Source organism: Novosphingobium sp. 63-713 (genome assembly GCF_001898925.1).
In the GTDB taxonomy this organism is placed as follows: Bacteria; Pseudomonadota; Alphaproteobacteria; order Sphingomonadales; family Sphingomonadaceae; genus Novosphingobium.
In genome coordinates, this window is the sequence record NZ_MKVS01000019.1 from 273,195 (window position 1) to 295,940 (window position 22,746).

At 64.9% G+C, this 22,746-nt stretch carries 19 protein-coding genes and 1 pseudogene; 9 read left to right on the plus strand and 11 right to left on the minus strand.

Going from position 1 to position 22,746, the window contains the following annotated elements; translation table 11 throughout:
- Window position 1: 1 nt before the first annotated feature.
- Genes BGP00_RS09485 through BGP00_RS09495 form a run of 3 tightly spaced genes read right to left on the minus strand, consistent with a single transcriptional unit; the run spans window position 2 to window position 3,258 of the window.
- On the minus strand, window positions 2-937 hold the full coding sequence (locus BGP00_RS09485) for an arginine N-succinyltransferase (RefSeq protein ID WP_292690640.1): 936 nt from the start codon (window positions 935-937) through the stop codon (window positions 2-4).
- Entirely contained in the window at window positions 934-2,226 is a 1,293-nt protein-coding gene (locus BGP00_RS09490) for an N-succinylarginine dihydrolase (protein WP_292690642.1), read from the minus strand. Before BGP00_RS09490 ends, BGP00_RS09485 begins: the two co-directional genes overlap by 4 nt.
- Window positions 2,227-2,244: 18 nt before the next feature.
- Window positions 2,245-3,258 carry an arginine N-succinyltransferase gene (locus tag BGP00_RS09495; RefSeq protein WP_292690644.1) on the minus strand — a complete coding sequence of 338 codons (1,014 nt, stop codon included), beginning with the start codon at window positions 3,256-3,258 and terminating at the stop codon, window positions 2,245-2,247.
- Between the two features lie 242 nt (window positions 3,259-3,500).
- Here BGP00_RS09495 and BGP00_RS09500 point away from each other — a divergent pair, with 242 nt between their 5' ends.
- Complete coding sequence (locus tag BGP00_RS09500; protein WP_292690646.1) at window positions 3,501-4,532, plus strand: nucleoside hydrolase; 1,032 nt, start codon at window positions 3,501-3,503, stop codon at window positions 4,530-4,532.
- Here the strand turns inward: BGP00_RS09500 and BGP00_RS09505 are convergent.
- A complete protein-coding gene (locus BGP00_RS09505; protein ID WP_292690648.1) occupies window positions 4,529-5,083 on the minus strand; it encodes a TetR family transcriptional regulator in 555 nt (184 codons plus the stop codon). The two genes, BGP00_RS09500 and BGP00_RS09505, sit on opposite strands and share 4 nt — an antisense overlap.
- A 69-nt stretch (window positions 5,084-5,152) precedes the next feature.
- On the opposite strand from BGP00_RS09505, the gene BGP00_RS09510 reads away from it, so the two are divergent.
- Complete coding sequence (locus tag BGP00_RS09510; RefSeq protein ID WP_292690650.1) at window positions 5,153-6,205, plus strand: aromatic ring-hydroxylating dioxygenase subunit alpha; 1,053 nt, start codon at window positions 5,153-5,155, stop codon at window positions 6,203-6,205.
- Between the two features lie 3 nt (window positions 6,206-6,208).
- Here BGP00_RS09510 and BGP00_RS09515 read toward each other — a convergent pair whose 3' ends face one another.
- The 3 genes from BGP00_RS09515 to BGP00_RS09525 are packed head-to-tail and all read right to left on the minus strand — an operon-like array spanning window position 6,209 to window position 9,118.
- Entirely contained in the window at window positions 6,209-7,219 is a 1,011-nt protein-coding gene (locus tag BGP00_RS09515) for a class 1 fructose-bisphosphatase (protein ID WP_292690652.1), read from the minus strand.
- Window positions 7,219-8,103, minus strand: a complete 885-nt coding sequence (locus tag BGP00_RS09520; protein ID WP_292690654.1) for a shikimate 5-dehydrogenase — start codon at window positions 8,101-8,103, stop codon at window positions 7,219-7,221. Before BGP00_RS09520 ends, BGP00_RS09515 begins: the two co-directional genes overlap by 1 nt.
- A gap of 1 nt (window position 8,104) precedes the next feature.
- Window positions 8,105-9,118, minus strand: coding sequence for a LacI family DNA-binding transcriptional regulator (locus BGP00_RS09525; RefSeq protein WP_292690656.1), 1,014 nt, complete (start codon window positions 9,116-9,118; stop codon window positions 8,105-8,107).
- Between the two features lie 170 nt (window positions 9,119-9,288).
- Here BGP00_RS09525 and ptsP point away from each other — a divergent pair, with 170 nt between their 5' ends.
- The 6 genes and pseudogenes from ptsP to BGP00_RS09555 all read left to right on the plus strand — a co-directional run bounded on the left by ptsP (window position 9,289) and on the right by BGP00_RS09555 (window position 18,547).
- Window positions 9,289-11,799 carry a phosphoenolpyruvate--protein phosphotransferase gene (gene ptsP / locus BGP00_RS09530; RefSeq protein ID WP_292690813.1) on the plus strand — a complete coding sequence of 837 codons (2,511 nt, stop codon included), beginning with the start codon at window positions 9,289-9,291 and terminating at the stop codon, window positions 11,797-11,799.
- Window positions 11,799-12,740, plus strand: coding sequence for a 1-phosphofructokinase (pfkB, locus tag BGP00_RS09535; RefSeq protein WP_292690658.1), 942 nt, complete (start codon window positions 11,799-11,801; stop codon window positions 12,738-12,740). Before ptsP ends, pfkB begins: the two co-directional genes overlap by 1 nt.
- A gap of 25 nt (window positions 12,741-12,765) precedes the next feature.
- On the plus strand, window positions 12,766-14,433 hold the full coding sequence (locus BGP00_RS09540; RefSeq protein ID WP_292690660.1) for a PTS fructose transporter subunit IIC: 1,668 nt from the start codon (window positions 12,766-12,768) through the stop codon (window positions 14,431-14,433).
- 50 nt (window positions 14,434-14,483) lie between these two features.
- Window positions 14,484-15,800 (plus strand): carbohydrate porin, encoded by a 1,317-nt coding sequence (locus BGP00_RS09545; protein WP_292690662.1) that lies wholly within the window; start codon window positions 14,484-14,486, stop codon window positions 15,798-15,800.
- Between the two features lie 73 nt (window positions 15,801-15,873).
- Window positions 15,874-17,303: pseudogene (locus BGP00_RS09550) on the plus strand (DUF1800 domain-containing protein).
- 20 nt (window positions 17,304-17,323) lie between these two features.
- Complete coding sequence (locus BGP00_RS09555; protein ID WP_292690664.1) at window positions 17,324-18,547, plus strand: DUF1501 domain-containing protein; 1,224 nt, start codon at window positions 17,324-17,326, stop codon at window positions 18,545-18,547.
- Here BGP00_RS09555 and BGP00_RS09560 read toward each other — a convergent pair.
- The gene (locus BGP00_RS09560) at window positions 18,544-19,236 is read right to left on the minus strand and encodes a YafY family protein (RefSeq protein ID WP_292690666.1); all 693 of its coding nucleotides are present in this window, start codon (window positions 19,234-19,236) and stop codon (window positions 18,544-18,546) included. The two genes, BGP00_RS09555 and BGP00_RS09560, sit on opposite strands and share 4 nt — an antisense overlap.
- Window positions 19,237-19,311: 75 nt before the next feature.
- Here BGP00_RS09560 and BGP00_RS09565 point away from each other — a divergent pair, with 75 nt between their 5' ends.
- On the plus strand, window positions 19,312-19,935 hold the full coding sequence (locus BGP00_RS09565) for a glutathione S-transferase family protein (protein ID WP_292690668.1): 624 nt from the start codon (window positions 19,312-19,314) through the stop codon (window positions 19,933-19,935).
- Between the two features lie 3 nt (window positions 19,936-19,938).
- Here BGP00_RS09565 and BGP00_RS09570 read toward each other — a convergent pair whose 3' ends face one another.
- From BGP00_RS09570 to benD, 3 genes are read right to left on the minus strand one after another with little or no spacing between them, the layout of a single operon-like run.
- The gene (locus tag BGP00_RS09570; protein WP_292690671.1) at window positions 19,939-21,171 is read right to left on the minus strand and encodes an NAD(P)/FAD-dependent oxidoreductase; all 1,233 of its coding nucleotides are present in this window, start codon (window positions 21,169-21,171) and stop codon (window positions 19,939-19,941) included.
- Complete coding sequence (gene pcaD, locus BGP00_RS09575; protein ID WP_292690673.1) at window positions 21,164-21,946, minus strand: 3-oxoadipate enol-lactonase; 783 nt, start codon at window positions 21,944-21,946, stop codon at window positions 21,164-21,166. Before pcaD ends, BGP00_RS09570 begins: the two co-directional genes overlap by 8 nt.
- An 11-nt stretch (window positions 21,947-21,957) precedes the next feature.
- A complete protein-coding gene (gene benD / locus BGP00_RS09580; protein ID WP_292690675.1) occupies window positions 21,958-22,743 on the minus strand; it encodes a benzoate diol dehydrogenase BenD in 786 nt (261 codons plus the stop codon).
- Window positions 22,744-22,746 lie beyond the last annotated feature (3 nt).

Sequence of the window (22,746 nt, forward strand, 5' to 3'; positions counted from 1 at the left end):
CTCAGTCCTCCTTCCACACGCGGAAATCGCGCAACCGGCCCGCCGCGATCAGGCGGTGGGTGTCTTTCGTGGCGCGTATCGGCACGTCCGGGTCGATCAGTTCGCATTCGCAGATGGTGCGTATATGGTCGGTGCGGGCATGAACGGTGGGGCCGGCATCGAAAATATCGCAATAGCCGTCGTCGAGGAAATCCTCGGCTAGCAGCAGGCGATAGGCGGGCGCGGAACCTTCATGCGGGCGGCCGATCACCGCGCGCGCCTCGGCGGGCAGCATCGAGGTGTAGATCGGATAGCGCGGCATCAGATCGGCGATGAACTGATTGCCATGCATGGCGTTAAACAGATCCGCCTCCAGCATGTCGCCGCCGAAGAAAGGCCCAGCCACCGCATCCCAGAACGGGCTGGTGCGCCCCTCCATCCAGCCGCGCAATTCGGCCACCACCTGATCGCCGAAACGCTCGCGGTGCTGGGCGATGAAGAGGAAGCGGCTGCGCGCCAGCATCGCGCCCAGCCCATGCGCGCGGGCGTCGGGATGCAGCAGCAGGCCCGCCACCTCGCTCGCCCCGTCAAAATCATTCACGAGATGGAGCACATGGGTGGAAAACATCCGGTCCAGCCCGCGCGAGACATGGGTGACGCGGGCGACCTTGTAGCTGTAGAACGGCCATTGCGCGCCGACGCGGGAAAAGATGCTGGCCGTGCCGATCACGGCCCCGGCGCCATCCTCCAGCACCAGCATGTAGAATTCATCCTGCGGCGCGGTGATGTCGGCCGCGATGGAGCGTTCGCTCCATTCCAGGCGCCCCTGTAACGCTTCACGGTCCTGCGGCAGATTGGTCATGCCCCCGCCGGACAGGCCCGCCAGCGCGAACAGGGCGTCCAGATCCTCCATCCGCGCCATGCGGACAAAGGGCTGATCGGGGCGGGGCGCGATCATCGCAGCTCCTCCGGGGCAAAGCCGAGCAGGTCGAGCAGCGCCGCGCGGGCGGTTTGGCATTGCCGCCAGAGATCGGGGCTGCCGATATCCTCGGGCGCGATGCGTTCGGGCCAATGGCGGGCGATCAGCGCGGCCAGCGCGTCGCACTTGGCCGGATCGAGCAGGAAGCGTTGATCGAGCGCGGCCAGTTCCTCCTGCGTCAACACGATGCGCAGCCGCAGGCAAGCCGGGCCGCCGCCATTGCGCATGGATTCACGCAGAGGCATGAATTCCACCTGGCCAATCGGCCCATTCGCTTCCATGAGATGCTCCAGCCAGCGCGCCACAGGCGGTACGTCACGCGCTTCCTCGGGCAGGAGCAGCATCATGCCGCCGCCATGCAGCGTCACCAGTTGCGAGTTGAAGAGATAAGAGCGGATCGCATCGTCCAGCGACACCAGATCGGCGGGCACCTCGACGATCTCCGCCTCGGGGAGAGCTTTGCGGATCTGGGCATAAAGGCTTTCCCGCTCGGCAAAGGCATGTTCGTGGGTCAGCAGGACAGTTTCATTGGCCACGGCGACCACATCATTGTGAAACGCCCCCGCCGCGATGGCCGCATCGCTTTGCCGAGCGAGGATAGCGCGGCCGGGCGCAAGAGCATGCCGCCGGACCAGAGCCTGCGATGCCATGCGATGCTGGCGCGCGGGAAAGCCGTTGACCGGCCCGGCGCCATGGACGAAGATTTCCAGCCCCGCCTGACCATGGCGGGGGCACAGGCGCATGTGATTGGCCGCGCCCTCGTCGCCGAAACAGGCGGGCAGGGGATCATGCAAAACAACCTCGGGCAGGCCTGCGAAAAGCAGGCGCAACTGGCGGCCAGTCTGCTCCGCCTCGATGCTGCGATGGGGCATGGAGGAGAGATTGGCGATCGAAATATGGGTGCGCCCATCGGCGGTATCGGGCCGGGGTGAGACGGTGGCGGCATTGGCCGTCCACATGGCCGAGGCGGAAAAGGCATTGCGCAAGAGAGCAGGCTGGGCCTCCCACGCGGCGCGGCAGACCGCCATGTCATCGCCCGCAAAGCCCAGTTGCCGCAGCCAGTTCGCATCGGGGCGGTCATGGGGCAGCAGCAGCCCTTGCGCAAAGCCCAGCGCCATCATCCGCCGCATCTTGGCAAGGCCCTGAAGCGCAGCCTCGCGCGGGCTGGAGGTGGCGCCCGCATGGGTGGCCGAGGCGATATTGCCCAGCGACAGCCCCGCGTAATTGTGGCTGGGGCCGACCAGCCCGTCGAAATTCACCTCCAGCATCGCTTGCCTCCTGCCTCATCAATGGGGAATGTGGGTGAGCCTTTCGCCCGGCGTGGCCCGAATGGCCTCGGCTGCCGCAGGATCGAGGATGATGCCGCCCTCGGTCATCGCCACCCGGCCAAAGGCGGCGCGGAAACCGCCCAGCCTGCCGCGCGCGACCAGACTTTGCACGCCATCATTCTGCGCAATCGCGACCAATGTGTCCTGCCTTGCATAGCGGATCGTGGCGATATCATCAGTGGCGCAGATCATCGTGGGGCCGCCGTCGAACACGTCGATATAGTTGCGATAGGCAAAGCCTTCCTTTTCCAGCATCCGCTGCGCCGCGCGGCCCGAAGGATGCGCCACGCCCATCACGGCAATCGCGCTTTCGGGCATCATCGCGGTATAGATCGGATGTTTGGGCATCAGATCGGCAATGAATTGTGCGCCGTGCAGGGCCTTGAACTCATCGGCCTCGCGGAAGGACATGCCGAAGAAGCGGCCCGTAACCCCATCCCAGAACGGCGATATGCCGAAATCGTCGATTACCCCGCGCAATTCGGCCAGAGTGCGGTCGGCAAAGCGCGCGCGGTGCAGCGCCATGAACAGATAGCGGCTGCGCGCTAGCAGCGATCCGGCCCCGGCCGACCTTTCGGTGGGATGCAGGAAAAGGCCGCCGACCTCGCTGCTGCCATTGTGATCGGTCACCATAGTCAGCATTTCGCAGCGCATGGCGCGGCCGAATTCGCTGCTGTAATGGGTAAAGGCGTCGATGCGATAGCTGTAATGGGGCCGGTCCGCGCCGATGCAGGAGAAGATCTGGCATGTGCCGCGCACCTTGCCGGTTTGCGTGTTTTCCAGCACGAACATATAGCGGTCATCGGCCAGAGCGTCGGACATGCGGGCAAAGGAGGCCGCAGCAATTTCCAGCTTGTTCTGTAATTTGGGCCGGTCGGCGGGCAGGTTGGTAAAGCCGCCGCCCGTGCTTTTGGCCATTTCATAGATCGCCGACAGATCGCTCTCGCTGGCGGCTCTCAGAACATGGGTCATCCTCAGGCTCTCCCGGTTGTTGCGGCGCGCCTGGCGGCCGCATGGGCGATGCGAAAGACCAGAATAAAAGCGAAATCCTCAAGACACAAAGCCAAAGATAGGGAGCTTTGCCCAAGGCTGCCGCAAGTCATAGGCCTGACCTATGGATACTTCAAAAATCCCTATTTTACATGATGCACCGTTTGGCGAAAACGACTTGTACCCACAGGGATGGGCGAGACAGAAAACAGGGAGAAGGGATCGTGTCTTTGGCCATGGATCGCAGATTGTTTGCCGCATCGGCCATCGCCGGGCTGGCAGGTCTGGCGGGTGCGCGCGCGTTGCAGGCCGGGCAGCCGATGCTGGCGCGGGTAATTCTGGACAATGATTTTGCCGGCGATCCCGACGGGCTGTTTCAACTGGCGCATCATGTGCTGTGTCGCGCAGTCTCCATCCCGCTCATCATCGGATCGCATTTGCCCGGGCATTTTTCCAACGGCCATGATGCGCGCGATGCTGCGGATCGTGCGCGCGAGGTGCTGGCGATCATGGGGCTGGACAAGGTGCATTCTCCCATCGCCGGGTCCGAAATGCCCATTGCATCGCGCGCCTCATGGAAGCCGAGCAAGGCCAGCGAGGCCATCGTGCGCGAGGCCATGCGCGAGGATGCCAAGGAGCCGCTGCTCTATGCCGCCGGGGCCGGGCTGACTGAACTGGCGCTGGCGTGGCTGAGCGAGCCGAGGATCGGGCGGCGGATCAGGCTGATCTGGATCGGCGGCAACATGCACAAGGGCTTTGGCAATCCCGGCGCTAAACCCGACGAGCCGGAGTTCAATTTCTCGATCGATCCCGTGGCCGCGCAAATCATCTTCAACGAATCCGACATCGAGATCTGGCAGGTGCCCTCCGATGCCTATAGCCAGATGCTGTTTTCCAATGCCGAACTGGAAGAACTGGGCGCGAGCGGGCGGCTGGGTGCCTATTTGAAGGCCAGAGTGGACGCCATCCCGGAAATGTTTGCGAAAATTCCCGGCGTGCCTCCGGTCCCCGCCTCGGATGCCTATGTTCTGGGCGACAGTCCGCTGGTCACACTGACCGCGCTGGTTCCGCCGATGCAGCCGGATACGACCTCCTGCCGCTATGTCATGATGCCCACGCCGCGCCTGCTGGACAATGGCGCCTATGCCGAAAGGGCAGGGGCAAGGCCGATGCGTGTCTATACCCAGATCGACGCCGGGTTGACCTTTCGCGACATGCTGGCCCGCTTTCGGATCGCGGCGCGCAAGGCGGGCTAGGCCAGACCGCGCACCAGAGCATCGAGACCGGTTTCAAAGGTGGCGTCGAAATCCATCATCTGGCGCAGGAATTCTCGCATCGGGCCGTTGGCTTCAAAGGATTCCCAACCCAGCGTGAAGGAAATCACCACGGCCTGACAGGTAAGGGCGCGCCTTTGGTCCAGACCCAGCGCGACAAGGGGCGCGGCAATGCCCTCGGCATGGCTGGCGGGTTCGCCGGACAGCGCCGGGCTGGCCGCCGCGCAGAGCCGCGCGCCATCGCGATGAGCGGCGAAACTGCGCCGCAGGGCGCGGCCGAACTGGCCCAGCCATGACTGCCAGTCGTCGGCCTGCGGTACGGAGGCATAGGCGGCGGCGTAAATCTCGCGCGCCATCAGGCCCAGCAGTTCGGCCTTGTCACTGAAATGCCAGTAGAGCGCCGGGGCCTGCACCCCCACCCGCGTGGCAAGGCGGCGCATGCTCAGGCCCTCAAGCCCGTCCTCTTCAAGCTGCGCAAAGGCGGCAGCGATCAATCGGTCGCGGTCGAGAAGGGCGGGAGCGGGGCGTGCCATAGGTTTTTGTTGACCACTTAACAGTGTTAAGTCAAGTTGCCGCTCGGAGAGAATAGCCAAGAGGCCGCCATGACCTATGTTCGCAATGCCTGGTATGTCGCCGGATGGGAGCAGGATCTTGCCCCTGAAAAGCCCTTTGCCCTGACCATCCTTGGGGATCGCCTCGTTATCTGGCGCTCAGCCTCGGGCGCGGTCCATGCGCTGGAGGACAAATGCGTCCATCGCTTTGCCCCGCTCTCGCTGGGCCGGTGCGAGGGCGAGCATCTGCGCTGCATGTATCACGGCCTGCTGTTCGATGCCGGGGGCAAGGTGGCGCAAATTCCCGGCCAGGATCTGGTCCCGGCCCGCGCCCGTGTGCGCGCCTACCCGGTGGTGGTGCGCCATAGCTGGATCTGGGTATGGATGGGCGATGTGGAAGCAGCGGACCCGGCGCTGATCCCGCCTGCGGTGGGCTTTGACGATCCCGACTATATTCTGGGATGCGGTTTCCTCGATTATCAGGCCGAGGCGCGGCTCATCAACGACAACCTGCTTGATTTCAGCCATTTGACCTATGTTCACGCCGCCAGCTTTGGCGCAGGCCCGGAGTTTGCCGCTTCGCAGCCCAAAGTCACCCCGTTGGAGCGCGGCGTGCGGGTCGAACGCTGGCTGGAAAACACCCATGGCAGCGGCAATCGCAAGTCCGAGCAATTGATCGACGGCTGGTCCAGCTATGATTTCCTGCTGCCCGGCGTGCTGCTGATGTGGAGCGCAAATTATCCGGCGGGTACGGCAAAGCGTTTGAACTATGCCCCGCCGCCGATGGTGGAGGCCATTGCGGGCCTCAATTTCACCAGTCAGGCGGTGACCCCGCTGACCGACAAGACCTCGCGCTATTTCTTCTCATGGGGCCCGCATCGCAAATTCGGCGACGAGGCGATGCGCGATCACATGATGGGCATCGCAGGCATGGCCTTTGCCGAGGACAAGGCGATGATCGAAGCCCAGCAAAAAGTGATCGACACCACCCCGGCGCAGGATGTGATGCCCACCGCCCATGATCGCGGCGTGACGCTGTTCAACCGGCTGGTGGAAAAGCTGGCCGATGCCGCGACCATAGAGCTCCGGGAGGCGGTGGGCTGAAGCTCAGCCCGTGATGGCCTTCACCTCATCCGGATCGCCCAGCATCACGCCGATGCGTTGATGCAGGCCGGTGGGGGCCACATCCATGATCCGCCCCGCGCCATCGCTGGCGCTGCCCCCGGCCTGCTCGATCAGGAAGCTCATCGGATTGGCTTCATAAAGCAGGCGCAGGCGGGCCTTACCGGTGGCGCGGTGGTCGGACGGATAGAGGAACACCCCGCCGCGCTTCAATATGCGATGCACATCGGCCACCATCGAAGCGGTCCAGCGCATGTTGTAATCCACTCCGCACGGCCCTTCGGCGCCAAGGATGCGTTCTTCGACATACTGGGCGACGGCGGGCGACCATTGGCGGCGGCGGGCCATATTGATGGCAAATTCCCTGTTGCCCGCCGGGATCCGCATCGGCCCGTCGGTCATCCGCCATGAACCCACCTCGCGGTCGAGCATGAATTCATAGACCCCCGTGCCGATGGTCAGCACCAGCAGCGTTTGCGGGCCATAAAGCGCATAGCCCGCGGCCACCTGATCGCGGCCCGGCTGCAGGAAATCCTCCTCGGTCACATCGCGCCCGGCGCAGCCTTCGGGCGCGCGCAGGACGGAAAAGATTGTGCCCACCGAAAGATCGACATCAATATTGCTCGACCCGTCAATCGGATCGAACAGCAGCAGATATTCGCCCTTGGGATAGCGGTTGGGGATGCGGTGGATCGTCTCCATCTCCTCCGACGCCATCGCGGCCAGATGCCCACCCCATTCATTGGCATCGAGCAGCAGGTCATTGGCGATCACGTCCAACTTCTTCTGCACCTCGCCCTGCACATTCTCGCTGCCCAGCGCGCCCAGCACATCGCCCAGCGCGCCTCGGGAAATGGCGTGGCCCACCGCCTTGCAGGCCCGCGCCACCGTTTCGATCAACAGGCGCAATTCGGCAGGGCAGGGGTGTTCGGGCAGGCGCTGCTGCTCGATCAGAAAGCGTGAAAGCGTGATGGGTTGAACATGATCGCCTGCCATTATTGTGCCTTTCCTTGCGCCATCGCGCTCATCAATGCGCCCACCTGCGGCCCATGGGCAAAACTGGCGGCATCGGCGATGGCCGCCGCATCGGGCCGGATGCCGGTATAGAGCACGAATTGCTCGACCGCCTGAAGCACGATTACCTCCGCTCCGGAAATGACTGTTTTGCCTGCGGCCTCGGCGGCGCGGATAAAGGGTGTGCGGGCGGGCTGGGCCACAACGTCAAAGGCGACCTGGCAATCCGCGATAAAGTCCAGCGGATAGGCGAGTGCTTCAGCATCCGCGCCCTCCATGCCCAGCGGCGTGACATTGACCAGCATCGCCGCGCCTACCTCGGGCAAATCGGCTCGCCATTCATAGCCATATTGCGCGGCCAGAGCCTGCCCCGCCTGCGCATTGCGGGCGATGATCGTGCCATGGGCAAAACCGCTGTCACGCAGCGCGGCGACCACCGCCTTGGCCATGCCCCCACTGCCGCGCAGCAGGAAGGGCATCGCCCGGTCGAGGCCTCGCGCCGCCACCAGATCGCGCACGGCGGTGTAATCGGTGTTATGCCCGCTCAGAACGCCATCGTCATTAACGATCGTGTTGACGCTGTCGATGGCCGCTGCAGACGCCTCGATCGTGTCGAGCAGGGGAATGACATCCTCCTTGAACGGCATAGAGATCGCGCAGCCGCGAATGTTCAGCGCGCGAATGCCGCCGATGGCCGCAGGCAGATCGCGGGTGGAAAAGGATTTATAGACATAATCCAGACCCAGCAACTCATAGAGCCGGTTATGCAGCCGCGATCCGGCATTGCCGGGGCGGCCCGAGAGCGACATGCAAAGCTGTGTGTCGCGTCCGATAGGGGGCTTGGCGATGGGGGGCTTGGTGGGCATGTCAGCTTCCTGTTGCTTGGTTGAGCGCGCTGGACCCGCGCGCGATCAGTTTGCCGGAAAGAACGGTTTTGCGCATCGCGGCATCGGGATGCTCCAGTCGGTCGAGCAGCATGGTCATGGCCGTCCGCCCGATTTCCTCCACCGGCTGTTCGATCACGGTTAAACCATTGCCGATCAGTTCCATCCAGTCGCTGTTGTCGAAGCCGGCCAGCGCAATGTCGCGCGGCACCTCCAGCGAGAGCGAGCGCAGCGCGCGCAGCACCGAGATCAGCATGACGCCATTGCTGGCCATCAGCGCATCGGGGCGGTCGGGCCGGGAAAGCAGTGCGATGGCCGCCTTTTCTGCCTCGCCCGGGGCATGGGGAATGGCCAACGTATCGACCGTGATGCCAAGGCGCGCGGCGGCCCGTTCAAAACCGTTGCGGCGCTCAATCCCGGTGCTGCTGCTGGCGCCGAACAGGCCCGCGATGCGGCGGTGGCCCTGATCGTGGAGATGTTCGAGCAGCAGGCCAGCCATCGCCTCATTGTCGAGCAGCACGCAATCCTCGCGCGCGCCGGGGATAGCGCGGTCGATCAGCACCACCGGGCAATCCATCGCCAGTTCTCCCGCGCGCGTCACCCTCTGGCGCGATGGGGCAAGGATGATGCCGGTCACGCGCTCCTGCTGCATCAGTTCGAGATACATCGCCTCCTTGGCCGGATCCTCGTCGGTGTTGCACAGGATGACGCGCAGGCCTCGCGCCGCCGCGAGGCTTTCGATGGTGCGCGAAACGGCGGTGAAGAAGGGGTTGCGGATGTCGGCAAGGATAAGGCCGATGGTGTTGGTGTGCTGCGAGCGCAAGCGCCGCGCGGCCAGATTGGGGCGATAGCCGGTCGAGATGACGGCGGCCTGGACTCGCTCCTGCATCGCCGGATCGACCGGTCGCCCGCTGAGCACCCGCGAGACGGTGGCGGGCGAGACATTGGCGACTTTGGCGACATCCTTAATTCCGACGGGTTTGATCTCAACGGACATCAGAAAACGTTCTCACTTATCAAACGGCCTGATGGCCTCTCCTGCATTGCACCATGCATGCAATCACGCACAAAATGCAAGGGCTCTTGACAAAAGCGGTGAGAAAACGTTTTCTAGCGTTAATGACAGAACATGGAGAGATTCTGAACATGCCCGCTCCTTCCGCCACCATGCCCCGTGCCGCCCTTTCCGGCTCAGCAGTGTCTGGTTCGTTCGAACTCGTGCGTATCGCCGCAAAGGCCGCCGACAAGGAGGACGCGATTCGTCAGGTGGGCCAGTTGCTGGTGGCCGCAGGCTGCGTTGCGCCCGGTTATGAGGAAAGCATGGTGCGCCGCGAAGCGGTGGCCAACACTTTCCTTGGCGCGGGCGTCGCCATCCCCCACGGCCTCGGCGAGGACAAGGGGCTGGTTCGGCACGACGGCATCGCCATCCTGCAACTGCGCCAGGGCGTCGAGTGGAATCCGGGCCAGATCGCCCATCTGGTCGTGGGCATCGCCGCCAATTCGGACAGCCATATCGCCATCCTGCGCCGCCTGACCCGTCTTATTCAGGATGAGGCGCGCATTGCCCATCTGATCGCCACGGATGACGCCGAGGCCATCGCCCGCGCCCTGCATGAGGATGGCGCACCCGCCGCCGAAACCGTCCCCGCCGAGGATTATGCCGAGGTTGAGCGCTGGACTGTCGATTACCCCTCGGGCCTGCACGCCCGCCCTGCCTCGGCATGGGTGGAAGCGGCGCGCGGCCTTTCTGCGCGTCTGCGGGTTCGCCATGGCGCTGAAACCGCCGATCCGCGCAGCCTCGTCTCCCTGCTCCAACTTGGGCTTAAGGCAGGCGATACGATCGCCATTTCTGCCGATCACGCCGAGGCGCTGGACACATTCGTCAAGGCCATCCGCCGCCTGACCGCGCGCGAAAAGGAAGACGCCGTCCGCGCCGCCGCCAAGGCCAGCGCTCCGGTGCGCGGCTGGAAACCCTCGGGCGAGGCCAAGGCCATTGCGGGCGTCGCGGCCAGCCCCGGCCTTGCCATCGGCCGGGTGCATATCCTTGCCCCCGCCGAACTGGTCGTGCCCGATGAACCGGTCGATCTGGTGGCTGGTGGAGCTGCGCTTGAGGACGCGCTGACCCGGACGCGGGCGCAGATGAAAGTGCTGATCGACGATACCACGCGCCGCCTTGGCGCGGGCGAGGCGGCGATTTTCAAGGCGCAGGCCGATCTGCTCGACGATACCGACCTTATCACGCTGACATGTCAATTGATGGTCGAAGGGCACGGCGTGGCATGGTCGTGGGATCAGGCCGTGGGGCGCATTGCGGGGCAATTGTCGGCGCTGGGAAATCCGGTGCTGGCGGCGCGGGCGGCGGATCTGCATGATGTGGGGCGCCGCGTTTTGGCCGCGATGGACCCTTCGCTGGCGGCCGGATCGCTCTCCGATCTGCCCGACGAGCCTTGCGTGCTGATCGCTTCGGACCTCTCGCCCTCCGATACCGCCACACTCGACACCTCCCGCGTGGCGGGCGTTGCCACCGCCCTTGGCGGGCCGACCTCGCACAGCGCCATTCTGGCGCGCACGCTGGGCCTGCCCTCGATTGTGGCGGGCGGGGCGCAGCTGCTTGGGCTGGAGCCGGGGGCCTGCGTGATCGTCGATGGCGACAGCGGGCGGGTCTGGCTCGACCCCACGCCGCAGGATCTGGCATCAGCCCGCCAGTGGATCGCGGAAATCGCCCAAAAGCGCGCCGCCGAGGCCGCCGAGCGCAGCCGCCCCGCCATTACCACCGATGGCCATGAGATCGCGGTTGCGGCCAATGTGAACCGGCCCGATCAGGTTGAATTCGCGCTGGTGCAGGGCGGCGAGGGCGTGGGCCTGATGCGCACCGAATTCCTTTTTCTCGAACGCGGCGAAAGCCCCAGCGAGGATGAGCAGGAGGCGATCTATCGCGCGATGATCGAGGCTCTTGGGCCGCGCCCGCTGATCGTGCGGGCGCTCGACATTGGCGGTGACAAGCAGGTGCCGCATCTCGATCTGCCCAAAGAAGAAAACCCCTTCCTTGGCGTACGCGGGGCGCGGCTGTTGCTGCGGCGGCCCGATCTGCTCGAACCGCAATTGCGCGCGCTGTATCGCGCGGCGCGGGCGGGGGGCGATCTTTCGATCATGTTCCCGATGATCACCTCGGCATGGGAACTGATCCGCCTGCGCGAGGCATGCGAAGCGATCCGCATCGAACTGGACGCGCCAGTCGTCCCCATCGGCATCATGATCGAGGTGCCCGCCGCCGCCGTTCAGGCCAAGGCTCTGGCCGCCCATGCCGATTTCTTTTCCATCGGCACCAATGACTTGACCCAATATGCGCTGGCCATCGACCGGCAGAACCCCGATCTGGCCAGCGAGGCCGACAGTCTGCATCCCGCCGTTCTGCGCCTGATTGCGATGACGGTGGAAGGGGCCAAGGCGCATGGCCGCTGGGTGGGCGTATGCGGAGGCATTGCGGGCGATCCGTTCGGCGCGGCGCTTTTGGTGGGGTTGGGTGTGTCCGAACTCTCGATGACCCCGCGCGATATTCCCGCCGTCAAGGCCCGCATCCGCGCCAGCAACAAACCCGCTTTGGAGGCTCTTGCCCGCCGCGCGCTGGAGATGGAAGGCGCCGCCCAAGTGCGCGCGCTCGATGGGGAGGCCGCGTGATGCGTATCCATACCGTCACCTTTAACCCGGCCATCGACCATACGATCACGCTCGATCGGCTGATCCCCGGCGAGGTCCACCGCGCCCGCGCCGTCCGCCGGAATGCCGGGGGCAAGGGCGTCAATGTCGCCAGTTGCCTGGCCGACTGGGGCGCCGATGTGGTGGTTCACGGGCTGTTGGGCAGCGACAATGCCGCCCCCTTTGAAGCGCTGTTCGCAGAAAAGGGGATCGAGGATCGCTTCATCCGCGTGGCCGGTTCCACCCGCGTCAATCTCAAGCTGGTCGATGACGCGGGGACCACGGACATCAACCTCGACGGCATGGCGGTGGACGAGGCGCTGGTCGCCAAGGTGGTGAGCCAATTGAACGTGGCGGTGCGCTCGGGCGATCTGGTGGCGCTTTCGGGCAGCCTGCCGCCCGGTTGTCCGCATGATGTTTATGCCGCGATGATCGCGCCCATGCGCGAGCGCGGATGCCGCGTCCTGCTCGACACCAGCGGGGGGCCGCTCAAACATGCGCTCGACGCCGCTGTCCTGCCCCATGTCATCAAGCCCAATCGCAGCGAATTGTCCGCATGGACCGGGCAGGCGGCGATGGGCCGCGCCGAACTGTTGGCGGCGGCCGAGGATCTGTGCCGCCGGGGCGTCGAACTGGTGGTGATTTCGATGGGCGAGGAGGGCGCTCTGTTCGTTTCGGCGCAGGGGGCGGTTTGCGCCCGGCTCTCGCTGGCCGGCGTGGCTAGCACGGTGGGGGCGGGCGACGCGATGGTGGCCGGGCTTGCTGCTGCGCTGGCTGATGGCCTGCCTCTGAAGCCTCTGGCGCGGCTCGCAACCGCTTTTGCCGTGGGCAAGCTGGGCATGGTCGGCCCCAATCTGCCGGAACTGGGCGCGGTGCGGGCCTTGGCGCAGGAGGTTTCGCTCTCCGCCATGACCATGGCCTGATGAATTATAAAGGGACGAGGATTCAATGAGAAAACTCTTTGCCGTGATCGACGCCGGGGGCCGTGACGTGCAGGCCCTGCTGGCAGCCGAGGCCCTGCGCAAGGCCGCGCGCACTCAGGGCCGCCCCATCGAGGTATCGGTGCGTCGTCCGACTGACGCCCAGAGTTTTGAGGCTTTGGGGGAGGATCTGGCGCTGCTCTTTGTAGGCGGCGAGAATGACCCTCTGGCCGCGCGGGCGGATTGGCGGCTCAGCCTCGACAATGTGCTCTCCGACCCGCAGGGCGCGATCCGCGAGCCGGATGGCGGCGCGGCGGCAAGCAGGCCGAAGATCGTTGCCATCACCTCCTGCCCCACCGGGATCGCTCATACCTTTATGGCCGCCGAAGGTCTGGCCGAGGGGGCAAGGCAACTCGGCTATCCGATCCGCATCGAGACGCAGGGTTCGGTCGGCGCTGGCAATCCCTTGACCGCACAGGAAATTGCCGAGGCCGACGTGGTGCTGATCGCCGCCGACCGCGAGGTGGACCGTTCGCGCTTTGCGGGCAAGCGGGTGTTTATCAGCAACACCAAGCCCGCGATCACCGGCGGCGCGGGCCTGATCGAACGCGCCTTGGCCGAGGCGCAGGTGCAGGGCGGCGAGCCGTCCAGCACCGCGCCTGCCGCCGTCAAGGAGCGGGCGGGGCCTTACAAGCATCTGATGACCGGCGTGTCCTTCATGCTGCCCTTTGTGGTGGCGGGGGGCCTGCTGATCGCGCTGGCCTTCGCGCTGGGCGGCATTCACGCCAATGATGATGCGGCCGCCGGGACGCTGGCCCATGCCCTGTTCGAAATCGGTGCCAAGGCGGGCTTTGCTCTGATGGTGCCTGCGCTGGCGGGCTATATCGCCTATTCCGTGGCCGACCGCCCCGGCATTGCGCCGGGCATGATCGGCGGCATGATCGCGTCGAGTCTGGGCGCGGGCTTTCTGGGCGGGATCGTGGCGGGGTTTATTGCGGGCTATGGGGTGGATGGGCTTAATCGCCTGATCCGCCTGCCCAAAAACCTGTCGGGGTTGAAGCCGGTTTTGATCCTGCCTTTGCTCGGCTCGCTGCTGACGGGGCTGGTGATGATCTATGCCGTGGGCGCGCCGGTGGCCGCCGCGCTGGCTTTTCTGACCGAATGGCTGCGCTCGATGCAAGGGTCGAGCGCGATCCTGCTGGGCGTCATTCTGGGCGCGATGTCGGCCTTTGACATGGGCGGGCCGGTCAACAAGGCGGGCTATGCCTTCTCGGTCGGTCTGGTGTCCAGCCAGGTCTATACGCCGATGGCCGCGACCATGGCGGCGGGCATGGTGCCGCCGCTGGGCATCGCGCTGGCCACATTCCTGTTCCGCAACCGTTTCAGCGCCGAGGAGCGCGAGGCGGGCGGCGCGGCGGGTGTGTTGGGTCTTGCCTTCATCACCGAGGGCGCGATCCCCTTTGCCGCGCGCGATCCGTTTCGCATCATCCCCTCGCTGATGGCGGGTTCGGCCGTGACCGGGGCCATTTCGATGGCCTTTGGGGTGGAGCTCAAGGTTCCCCATGGCGGCATTTTCGTGCTGCCCATTCCGGGGGCCGTGACCCATCTGGCCGCCTATGCGCTGGCGATTGTCGCCGGGACGGTGGTGACGGCTTTGCTGGTGGGCTTGCTCAAGCGGGCGCCCGAAGCGGCCTGACGGTTACACTCTGACCTGCGCCCACGGATCGGGCGCGCAAGGATCATCCCATGTATCGCAAAATGCTCAAGGGCGCCTGCACCGCAGGCGTCATCGCCCTCTCCTTGTCCAATGCCATGGCGCAGGAAGCGCCGGTCAAGCCCTTTCAACCGCTGGCCGATGAGGGGATCACCCTCTCGCTCAACTATACCGGCGAGGCGGCGGGCAATGTCAGCGGCGGGCTGCGCCGGGCGAGCGCGTATACCGGCCAGGTCTATATGGGCGCGGATGTCGATATGGACCGCATCGCCGGGATTGGCGGCGGCACCTTGCATTTCGCCGTCACCAACCGCCATGGCAAGAGCCTGTCGGGCATCGCCATCGGCAACAACACCTCGGTTCAGGAAGTGTGGGGCACGCAGAACACCCATCTGGCGATCCTGACATGGGAGCAGAAGCTGCTTAATGGCCGGTTGAATATCGAGGCGGGGCGCAGTCAGGCCAATATCCACTTCCTCAACTCGCCGCTCTACTGTAATTTTCAGACCAATTCGGCCTGCGGCAACCCGACTTTCGTTTTCAAAAACAGCAATTTCACCTATTTCCCCGCCTCAAGCTGGATGATCCATGCCCGCGCGAATTTTACCCCGCAATGGTTCCTGCATGTCGGGGCCTATGAGGTGAACCCCGACCGCAAACAGGCCGATGACAATGGCTTCAGCTTTTCCACGCGCAACGCCACCGGCGTGATCGTGCCGTGGGAGGCGGGCTATGCCGACGATGCGGGCAGGACGCGCCTGCCGGGGCATTACATCCTGGGCGGGTGGTTTGACCGGGGCGATTATGCCGACCCTTTGCGCGACGCCAGTGGCGGGATCGCGATCCTGACAGGGCAAAATGCGGCGACTTTGCATGGCCGCTCGGGCCTCTATTTCCGCTTTGACCAAATGCTGACAAGGCCCGATCCGGCGACAAAACGGGGGCTGACCCTGTTCGGCGTGGCCATGACCAATCTGTCGGGGCGGGTCGAGGAAAGCCATTACCTTGAGTTGGGCCTGTTGCAGACCGGCACCTTCAAGGGGCGCGACTCCGACACGCTGGGCTTTTTGATCAACGATCAGCAATTCAGCACCTTGGCGGTCGAGCGGATGCGCGCGGCGCGGATGGCCGGGGGTGGCGACGGCAACATCCATCGCCACCAATATATGATGGAGCTGGCCTATGGCGCGCAGGTAAATCCGGCCATACGGATTTCGCCCAATATTCAATATATTGTTCACCCGGACCAGACCGGCGCCCCGTTCCGCCCCCGCGACATCGGCAATGCTTTCGTTTTCGGACTGAAATTTACGGTCGATGCTCCCACCCTGATGGGAATGATGCGCTAGAGGTCAGGTTCATCGACAGGTCATAAAACTTGCGGCAAAAGGGGGTGGGATAGGTTAACCGAGGGCTGCCGCGATGAGCCGCTTGCTGGGTTTGCATATATTGGTGCCGCTGCTGATCGGCGCGGTCCCCGCACAGGCGGGGGAGAAGGACGGCGGGCTGGCCGGGGTGAACCGGGCCACATGGGGCCTTGCCGAATGGCCGGTTGGCGCATCATCGTCCGATGCCGCGCTGCCCCCCGCCGTGCAGGCGCGGATCGACGAGATGCGGATCAGCCGCGAGCCCATGGCGCAACTCGTGGCCGACATGGACGCGCAAAACCGCGCCGCCAATCAGACCCCCGATCCCACCCAGCGCGAGGCCGCCAAAAAGCAATGGCAGCAGTCGATGAACGCGCTTGAGCGCGAGGCGCAAACCCGATCCCTGCTGCGCGACCTTTATTCGCCCGACCAGATGCGCGAACAGATGACATGGTTCTGGTTCAACCAGTTCAACGTCCATGCGCAAAAGCGGGACATCCGCGCCATGGTGGGCGATTATGAGGATGTCATCCGCGCCCGTTCGCTGGGCCGCTTCCGCGATTTGCTTGAGGCAACTTTGCGCCATCCGGCCATGCTGCGCTATCTGGACAATGACCAGAACGCGGCGGGCCATATCAACGAGAATTATGCCCGCGAGATCATGGAACTGCACACGATGGGCGTGGGTTCCGGCTATAGCCAGAAGGATGTGCAGGAACTGGCGCGCATCCTGACCGGGGTGGGGGTGCGGTTGAACCCGGACGCGCCGCGGCTGAAGCCGGAGTGGCAGGGTCTTTATCTGCGCGACGGTCTGTTCGAATTCAATCCCGCGCGCCATGATTTCGGCACCAAACAATTCATGGGTCACACGATCCATGGCTCGGGCTATGCCGAGGTCGAGCAGGCGCTGGACCTGATCGCGGGCAATCCGGCCACCGCGCGCCTGCCGCCGTGGTCGACCGGATGACCGCCGCCTGGCGCCAATCCGGCGGGGATCTTGCCACCGTGCTGGACGCGATGACTGCAACGCCCGCCTATGCCGCTTCGCTGGGCCATGCGTTCAAGGACCCGGTGCATTATGTCGTTTCGGCGGTGCGCTATGCCTATGGATCGGCGGCCGACGGCAATGTGGTGGTCAATGTCGATCCGATGATCAACTGGCTCAAACGCATGGGCGAGGGGCTTTACGATCATCAGACCCCCGATGGCTATCCGCTGGGCGCCTCGGCATGGACCGGGCCGGGGCAGATGGAGGTGCGCTTTGAAATCGCCAAGGCCATCGGCAATGGTTCGGCGGGCCTGCTGCGCCCGCGCGATCCGGCGGTGGCCTATCAGCCGAGCGCGCCCGATCTGCGCAATGCCCTGTGGTCAGGCGGGGTGGACCGCGCCACCACCGGCCAGACCCGCGCCGTGCTGGATCAGGCCGCAAGCCCGCAGGAATGGAACATGCTCTTCCTTGCCTCGCCCGATTTCATGCGCCGATAATGGACAATCGGAGACAGACGATGACCCTGTTTGACCGCCGCGATCTGATCCGTTCCGCCGCGCTTGGCCTGCCTTTGATGATGGCGGGAGGCCGGGCCTTTGCCGCGCCGGGGGCCGCCAATAACCGACTGCTGGTGGTATTTTTGCGCGGGGCCTATGATGCGGTGAATGTCATCGTGCCGGGGGCCAGCGATTTCTATCACGAGGCGCGGCCCACGATTGCCTTGTCCCGCCCTGATCCGGCCAATCCCGATGCGCCTTTGCCGCTGGACGCCGATTGGAATCTGCACCCCGCGCTGCGCGAGAGTATCCTGCCCCTCTGGCAGGCGCGGCAGATCGCCTTTGTGCCTTTTGCCGGCACGGATGACATGAGCCGCAGCCATTTCGAGACGCAGGACAGCATCGAATTGGGGCAGAACATCGCCGCGCGCCGCGATTTCCAGTCCGGCTTTATGGGCCGTCTGGCCGCCGTTCTGGGGGCGGATAAGCCGATTTCCTTTACCGACCAACTGCCGCTCTGTTTTCGCGGGGGGCCGGTGGTGCCCAATATCGCGCTGGGTAATGCGGCATCGCGGCCCTCCATCGACGCGCGCCAGACCGAGCTTATCAAAGCCATGTATCGTGGCCAGCACGAGGCGGGCGTCGATCTGGAAGCCGCCATCGGACAGGGCTTTGCCGTGCGCGACACGGTGTTTCAATCCATCCGGGGCGAGATGGAGGCCGCCGGTCGCGACGCGATCACCGCCAAGGGTTTTGAACTGTCCGCCCGCCGCATCGGCCGCCTGATGCGCGATCAGTACAACCTCGCCTTTGTCGATGTCGGCGGATGGGACACCCATGTCAACCAGGGCGGGGCGCAGGGCAATCTGGCCAATCGCATCGGGGAACTGGGCCGCGCTCTGGCCGGGTTTGTCGAGGCGATCGGGCCGGAGGACTGGCGCAACACGACGGTGGTGGTCATGTCCGAATTTGGCCGCACTTTCCGCGAAAATGGCGACAAGGGCACCGACCATGGCCATGGCAGCATCTATTGGGTGCTGGGCGGATCTGTGGCGGGCGGGCGGATGGCGGGGCCGCAGGTGAAGCTCAGCCCCGACACGCTCAATCAGGGGCGCGACCTGCCGGTGCTGACCGATTACCGGGGGTTGATCGGCGGCTTGTTGGCGCGGCAATATGGGCTGTCGGCGCGGCAATTGGGCATCGTCTTTCCCGGCGCGGGGATCAACGACTTGCAATTGATCTAGCGCTTTCGCTTCTGCTCCATCTGGCGCTTCCACCTTTGCTTCAATTCACCGGGGCGCAGGCCATGGGCCTCGTCCAGAAATTGCGCTGAAACGATGCGGTCGGCGCGGAAATGGCGGAAATCCTGCCGCATCTCGCACCATGCGGCCAACATCCGGGCCGTTTCGAAATAGCCCAGGATCACTGGCCAGACCACGCGCTGGCTGACCGCGCCCTTTTCGTCGCGATAGGACAGGGCGATCTTGCGCCCCTCGCGGATCCACAGCCGGGTGCGGGCAAGGTCGATACCGTCGGGCGGCGTATCGGTCCATGAGGGCACGCCGGTGGACGGATGGGCGATGAAGGGGCGCAGCTTTTCCGGCACGACTGATGTGATCTTGGCGATCAGATCGCGCGCGGCCGCCGCCAGCGCCGGATCGCCGCGCCCCGCCACCCATTGCGCGCCCAGTACCGCCGCCTCGATCTCCTCCGGCGTCAGCATCAGCGGGGGCATGTCGAAACTGTCGTCGAGAATATAGCCGAAACCGGCCTCTCCGCGCACGGGTACGCGCTGTCCGATCAGGTCGGCAATGTCGCGATAGACGGTGCGGGGCGAGACTTCCAATTCCTGGGCAATATCCTGCGCGGTGATGGGGCGCGAGGAACGGCGCAGGATCTGTATAATCTGAAACAATCGATCGGCGCGGCGCATCAGCTTCTCCCTGCTGACATAATGCTGTCAGCAGGGGCGGCGCACAAGGGGGCATCCGATCAACAGAAGGTTTTCATGATCACGCTCTATCACGCCCCGCAATCGCGTTCCTCGCGCATCATCTGGCTGCTGGAGGAATTGGGCGCGACCTATACGATTGCGCCCGTGTCGATCTATCGCCCGATGACCGGGCAGGGCCATCCCGACCCGGCCAATCCCCACCCGGACCAGCGCGTGCCCGCCATCGAGCATGATGATGCGCTGATTACGGAATCGGTCGGGATCGCGCTTTACCTTGGCGATGCCCTGCCGGGCGCCGATCTGGCCCCGGCGGTGGGCAGCGCCTGGCGCGGAGCCTATTGCACATGGCTGGCATGGTATGCCTGCGAGATGGAGCCGGCGATGTTTGCGGCCATGTCGGGCGCGCTGGCAGCTTCGCCCAACAAGCAGCGCGATTATGACGCGGTGGTGCGCCGTCTGGAAACCACGCTGGCGCATCGCGATTATGTGCTGGGCGAGGAATTCACCATTGCCGACCTGCTGATCGCCAGCGCGTTGAACTTCGGCCGCAAGGCTTTCCCGGCCAGCACGCTGATCGACGCCTATGTCGAGCGCTGCCGCAACCGCCCCGCCGCCATCCGGGCGCTGGGGCTGGATGATGCGGCGGGGCTTCAGCACGCGCCGGAAGCGGTTTTGTAAACCTCAGGCCGTGATCGCCAGGTCCTTCAATGCCTGCGCCACGTCGGCAAGGCTTGCAGGATCTGGCCTCGCACCTGCTTCCACCAGCTTGCGCCCCTGAACATAATCCTTGACCATATTGACGCAATCGAGAGCGATGACGCGGCCATCCTTCAGATAGATCACGGAAAAAGCCCGGTTGGCAGGATCGCCGCGCAGGACCGTCTGATCGAAATCGCGGCTGATCCCGGCGGTTTGCAGGCGCAGGTCATACTGGTTCGACCAGAACCACGGGAAAGCCTTGTAGGGTTGGGGATCGCCGCAGATCGCCTTGGCCACACAGGTCGCCATGTCATTGGCGTTCTGCACCGATTCCACCCGCATTTCCGCGCCCCCGGCATAGGCGCAGGCAAAGGAGGCGCAATCGCCTATGGCATAGATGTCGAGCAGGCTGGTGCGGCAATATTCGTCCACCACTACGCCCGGACCGCCATGCGCGCCCGCCGCGATCAGCGGACCGACCGCAGGCACGATGCCGATGCCCACGATCACCGCATCGGCCGGAATGACCTCGCCATCGGCCAGCCTGACGCCGGTGACACGGCTCTCGCCTTCAAGCCCTTCGACCACCGCGTCAAGCCGCAGATCGACGCCATGGGCGCGATGTTCGGCCTGATAAAAGGCAGAGAGTTCATCGCCCGCCACACGGGCCAGCACGCGGGGCAGGGCTTCAAGCAGGGTAACGCGCAAGCCCGATTTGGACAGAACCGCCGCCGCCTCCAGCCCGATATAGCCGCCGCCGATGACCACGATGTTGCGGATGCCTTCGTCCACCTGCGCCATCAACCGGTCGCAGTCGGCGCGGGTGCGCACGGCGTGCACCCCGGCCAGATCGGCCCCGGCGCAGCCAAGGCGGCGCGGATCTCCCCCGGTGGCCCAGACAAGGCGGCCATAGCCATAGGTCGCGCCATCATCGAGCGTCAGCATCTTGGCCGCCGGGTCCACCGCCACCACTTCGCGGCCCAGCATAAAGGCCACATCCTTTTCCGCCCAGAATGCGGGCGGACGGATGTAGAGGCGCTCGAATGTCTTTTCCCGCGCGAAATATTCCTTGGACAGCGGCGGGCGTTCATAGGGATATTCCGGCTCGCGCCCGATCACGGTTATTGTGCCGGTAAAGCCGTTTTGCCGCAGGGCAATCGCGCATTGCGCCCCGCCATGTCCGGCGCCCACGATGACAATATCGGCTTTACCCATGGGTCTGAACCTGCAGAAATGAGAGCAAGGCCCCGGCCAGCGCCTCGGGCGCCTCCAGCGGGGCGAGATGGGCGGCCTCGAGCGAGTAGTGCTTTGCGCCGGGAATATGCGCCAGCAGATGCTCGCCATGCCCGGTTAAAGGCGTGGATGTGTCGCGCGTGCCGGTGATGACGAGCGTGGGGCAGGCGATGCCCGCGACACGCTGGGCCAGATCCATGTCGCGGATCGCCGCGCCGCATCCGGCATAGCCCTCGGCCTCCATCGTCAGCAATTGTCGGCGCACGCTTTCCCTGATCGCGGGCGGGGCAGCATCGGACAGGAAGCGCCCCATGGCCAGATCGGCAATCGCCGCCATACCCTCGACCCGGACCTTGGCGATGCGGTCGTTCCATGATGCCGCATCCATCGTCGCCGAGGTGCAGATCAGCGCCAGATCGCTGATCCTTTCAGGCGCGCGCAGGGTCAGTTCCATACCGATCATCCCGCCCAGCGAGACGCCCGCCAGCGCGAAACGCCCGATCCTCGCCGCATCGGCCGCCGCCAGCACATCGTCCGCCAGCATCGCCAGCGACATATCCCCCGGTTCGGTGCAGGATGCCCCATGCCCCCGCGCATCGATACGCAGCAGGGCGAAATGTTCCCGCAGCAGGGGCAAAACCCCATCCCACAGATCCATATCCGTGCCGATGGAATTGAGCAGCACCAGCGCGGGCGCATCATCGCGGCCATCGCGCTTCCAATAGATCCGTGCGCCCGGCACATCGATAAAAGGCATGATGAACTCCCTCAGCCCAGATCGCCGCCCGCCACGGGCAGCACCGATCCGGTGATATAGCTGGCCTCGTCCGAGGCGAGGAAGAGGATCGGGGCGATCTGCTCTTCCAGCGTGCCATAGCGCTTCATGAAGGCCGATTGCGTGACCTGTTCGACCGCCTGCGCCATCCATGCCTGCTCCTGCGCATTGTCGCCTTCGGCGTTGCGCGGGGTGCGGCGAGGGGGCGCCTTTGTCCCCCCCGGCGCGGTGGCGACCACGCGAATGCCCGCTTCGGCATATTCCATGGCCAGCGCCTGTGTCATGCCATTGATCCCGCCCTTGGCCGCCGAATAGGGCACACGGCGGATGCCGCGCGTGGCATTGGAGGAGACATTGACGATCACGCCCGCCCCCTGCGCCAGCATGGCGGGCAGCGCGGCATGGCAGCCATAGAGCGTGGGCATCAGCGAGCGGCGGATTTCCGCGTCGATCTGCTCGGGCGCAAACTCGGCATAGGGGCGCATACGGATCGCTCCGCCGACATTGTTGACGAGGATGTCGATCCGGCCAAACGCCTTGACGGCCGCTGCCATGGCATGGGCCGCGCCTTCATAGGTTTCAAGGTCGCATTGGACCGAGATCGCCTTGCCGCCTGCCGCGATGATGGCCTCTTCGACCTCGGTGACAAAGGGCGCACGGTCAACCAGAACGAGGCTGGCTCCTTCGGCCGCTGCGCGGGTTGCCACGCCCGCGCCGATGCCCTGCGCCGCGCCGGTCACGACCATCACCTTGCCCGCGAAACGTCCCTCAAAGATCACAGC

Bases quoted from the DNA above. Each gene is read 5' to 3' on its own strand.
- BGP00_RS09520 (WP_292690654.1), bottom strand. From the start codon at position 8,103: ATGCCCACCAAGCCCCCCATCGCCAAGCCCCCTATCGGACGCGACACA.
- BGP00_RS09510 (WP_292690650.1), top strand. From the start codon at position 5,153: ATGACCTATGTTCGCAATGCCTGGTATGTCGCCGGATGGGAGCAGGAT.
- pfkB (WP_292690658.1), top strand. From the start codon at position 11,799: ATGCGTATCCATACCGTCACCTTTAACCCGGCCATCGACCATACGATC.
- BGP00_RS09565 (WP_292690668.1), top strand. From the start codon at position 19,312: ATGATCACGCTCTATCACGCCCCGCAATCGCGTTCCTCGCGCATCATC.
- BGP00_RS09555 (WP_292690664.1), top strand. From the start codon at position 17,324: ATGACCCTGTTTGACCGCCGCGATCTGATCCGTTCCGCCGCGCTTGGC.
- BGP00_RS09525 (WP_292690656.1), bottom strand. From the start codon at position 9,118: ATGTCCGTTGAGATCAAACCCGTCGGAATTAAGGATGTCGCCAAAGTC.
- BGP00_RS09540 (WP_292690660.1), top strand. From the start codon at position 12,766: ATGAGAAAACTCTTTGCCGTGATCGACGCCGGGGGCCGTGACGTGCAG.
- BGP00_RS09545 (WP_292690662.1), top strand. From the start codon at position 14,484: ATGTATCGCAAAATGCTCAAGGGCGCCTGCACCGCAGGCGTCATCGCC.
- BGP00_RS09490 (WP_292690642.1), bottom strand. From the start codon at position 2,226: ATGCTGGAGGTGAATTTCGACGGGCTGGTCGGCCCCAGCCACAATTAC.
- BGP00_RS09560 (WP_292690666.1), bottom strand. From the start codon at position 19,236: ATGCGCCGCGCCGATCGATTGTTTCAGATTATACAGATCCTGCGCCGT.
- BGP00_RS09505 (WP_292690648.1), bottom strand. From the start codon at position 5,083: ATGGCACGCCCCGCTCCCGCCCTTCTCGACCGCGACCGATTGATCGCT.
- pcaD (WP_292690673.1), bottom strand. From the start codon at position 21,946: ATGCCTTTTATCGATGTGCCGGGCGCACGGATCTATTGGAAGCGCGAT.
- BGP00_RS09570 (WP_292690671.1), bottom strand. From the start codon at position 21,171: ATGGGTAAAGCCGATATTGTCATCGTGGGCGCCGGACATGGCGGGGCG.
- BGP00_RS09515 (WP_292690652.1), bottom strand. From the start codon at position 7,219: ATGGCAGGCGATCATGTTCAACCCATCACGCTTTCACGCTTTCTGATC.
- ptsP (WP_292690813.1), top strand. From the start codon at position 9,289: ATGCCCCGTGCCGCCCTTTCCGGCTCAGCAGTGTCTGGTTCGTTCGAA.
- BGP00_RS09495 (WP_292690644.1), bottom strand. From the start codon at position 3,258: ATGACCCATGTTCTGAGAGCCGCCAGCGAGAGCGATCTGTCGGCGATC.
- BGP00_RS09485 (WP_292690640.1), bottom strand. From the start codon at position 937: ATGATCGCGCCCCGCCCCGATCAGCCCTTTGTCCGCATGGCGCGGATG.